General features: G+C 40.7%; 3 protein-coding genes. All 3 read right to left on the reverse strand.

Annotation, left to right across the window (positions count from 1 at the left end; translation table 11 throughout):
• Positions 1–59: 59 nt before the first annotated feature.
• Genes SCALIN_RS19415 through SCALIN_RS19425 form a run of 3 tightly spaced genes read right to left on the reverse strand, consistent with a single transcriptional unit; the run spans position 60 to position 2,238 of the window.
• Positions 60–521 (reverse strand): metal ABC transporter permease, encoded by a 462-nt coding sequence (locus SCALIN_RS19415; RefSeq protein WP_096896104.1) that lies wholly within the window; start codon positions 519–521, stop codon positions 60–62.
• Positions 522–1,277, reverse strand: a complete 756-nt coding sequence (locus SCALIN_RS19420) for a metal ABC transporter ATP-binding protein (RefSeq protein ID WP_096896105.1) — start codon at positions 1,275–1,277, stop codon at positions 522–524.
• Positions 1,270–2,238 (reverse strand): metal ABC transporter substrate-binding protein, encoded by a 969-nt coding sequence (locus SCALIN_RS19425; RefSeq protein ID WP_096896106.1) that lies wholly within the window; start codon positions 2,236–2,238, stop codon positions 1,270–1,272. The genes SCALIN_RS19420 and SCALIN_RS19425 overlap by 8 nt, the downstream gene beginning before the upstream one ends.
• Positions 2,239–2,403 lie beyond the last annotated feature (165 nt).

Below are 2,403 nucleotides of genomic sequence, written 5' to 3' on the forward strand. Positions count from 1 at the left end.
AACCTTGCCCTTATACCCGATGTCCTTGCCATCTCAAAGTCAAGGGTGACTGCAGAGAACTACTTTGTAAAAAAGAAAATAGTGTGGAAAAGATACACGTAATAATACCGATCATAAGATATATCTGGAACGGGGGTTGCAGCCAGAATATTTCCGTAAAGAAGGTCATCAATTTCATGGATTCCCTGCGCACTTTTTGAGACCAGGAGGATTGATGCAGCGCTTGCAACAACAAATCCTATACCGATCCTGCTCTCATTTGAGAGTCTCCTTTCCGAGAACCTGATGGAGAAGAGGACAACTCCAAGAAAGGTAAAAAAGAGTGAAATAGGCGTTGGATTTAGTCCGGTTATTAATGCTATGGCAATACCAACGGATGAGACCTGTGTAACTGCCACGCTGACGAACACAATTCTTTTGAGGACGATGTAAACACTTAAAAAAGAGCATACCATGGCCACAAGCACTGAGCATGCAATAGAGTATTTAAAAAATTCCAAATTGGTCAGAAATTCACTCATTTAATTATTTAATTTGGATATTATGGCCTTTTGGCCTGAAATATTGACAATCTTGACATTTGTTCCGTAAACCTTGGCCATCATTTCTTCGTTAAATATTGAATCTATCGGTCCAAGTTTCAATGTGTTGTTATGGATAATAGAGAGGGTTTTTACATAATTGGCTATGATATTGAGATCGTGGCAGACCAATATTACAGTGAGTGCATATTCACTCTGAAGGGCCTTGATAAGCTCCATTATGGCAATCTCTCCCTGAACGTCCATTCCTTCTACCGGTTCATCAAGTATTAGAACTTTTGGCTCGCTTACCATTGCCCTTGCTATCAAAGTGCGCTGTTTTTGCCCGCCTGAGAGCTCTCTGTAGTTTCGTGCTGCAAGGTTCTCCATACCGACGTTTTTCAACATTCTCTCAGCGATTTCGTAATCGATATTTTTCGGTCGTTTAAAGAGTCCCATATTTGCGTATCTTCCCATTAGGACCATATCGAGTGTTGTAATCGGAAATATTTTGTCGACAGACGCATGTTGGGGTACGTAACCAATGCTTTTTTTATACCTGCTACCATTATTGAGAAAGTTGATTTTTCCTTTTACCGGGTTTAAGAGACCTAAAATAGCCTTGATAAGTGTTGTTTTTCCCGCGCCATTAGGGCCAACTATTCCAAAGAAATCACCTCTTTGTATTTCGAAGTTGAGTGCGTTGAGTACCAACCTTCTTCCATATCCGAGTTGTACATTACTGAACTTAATCATGTGGTATTATCTCCTGCTTTTCGAATGTACTCACCAGATTATCAATAATATAATCAAACAGGTCAAAATAGTTTTTGACTTCACTGACCCCTTCAACTGAAACGGGTAGAGTTAAAACAGTTGCGCCGGTTTTTGAGGAGATGAATTTCGGGATTTTGGTTTCGTAGCACGGTTCCCTGATTAACACTCTAATATCTTCCGATTTCATCCTCTTGATAAGGGTCGCGATGTGGGCTGGTGATGGTGCGATTCCCGGTCTTACTTCCACATAGCCTGCTATATTGATCCCAAATCTTTTTGAAAAATTTGGCCATGATCTGTGATATGCGATTACATTTGTTCCGAAATAGGGTTTCATCTTTTCCACCCACTTTATCATATGTATGTTAATCTCTCTGTCAAAGCGTTTTTTGTTTCCTTCAAAATATGCAGCATTTTCCGGTGAATTTTTCTTTAACCCATCCAGAATATTTTGAGCTTTTATCTTGCCGTTGAGTGGGTCAAGCCAGAAATGCGGGTTTCCGTAGATATGAATATCTCCCAGGGACCTGTCAATCATTACTCCTCCACGGACAGCCAGACCTTGAAGATCTACGCCAACAGACGCAATGACATGTCCCGGCTCCCCTAAACGAATCTTGGAGTTTCTTGCGCCGTCTATTAGCAGTTGGGCCCACGATTCCAGATCAAGACCGATTCTTATAAAGACGTCTGCTTTGCTGAGCTTCACCATAAAGCTTGGCTTCGGGTCAACCTCATGGGGGTTTGCATATCCCTTTATAATACTCTCTACTTTGATCTTGTTTCCGCCAATATATTCAGCAATTGATTTAAGGTCAGTGGATGTAGTCACTACCTTTAGTAACTTTGCGTTTGCATTACCGGAATTCAGGATGAGAAGAAACAGAAATACAGGAAAACCTGTTTTAATTAAACATTGTAGTATTTTCTCTTTTAACATTTATATTCTCCATTACAAAGATTAAAATGGATGCGGTCTATGTGATCCAATTGAAAAAGTTGCCTGTAGTGTCAGTGCATTGTCGCCTTCTTCAACCGGGGTTGTAACAGAGTTCCGTTCCTTGTGGCTGTATTCAAGCCTCAGGCGTGTAAAATCACTCTGCCA

Origin of the sequence: Candidatus Scalindua japonica, from assembly GCF_002443295.1 — a bacterium.
Lineage (GTDB): Bacteria > Planctomycetota > Brocadiia > Brocadiales > Scalinduaceae > Scalindua > Scalindua japonica.

Excerpts from the sequence above, each read along its gene's own strand:
- SCALIN_RS19415 (WP_096896104.1), bottom strand. The coding sequence starts at position 521 with ATGAGTGAATTTCTGACCAATTTGGAATTTTTTAAATACTCTATTGCA.
- SCALIN_RS19420 (WP_096896105.1), bottom strand. The coding sequence starts at position 1,277 with ATGATTAAGTTCAGTAATGTACAACTCGGATATGGAAGAAGGTTGGTA.
- SCALIN_RS19425 (WP_096896106.1), bottom strand. The coding sequence starts at position 2,238 with ATGTTAAAAGAGAAAATACTACAATGTTTAATTAAAACAGGTTTTCCT.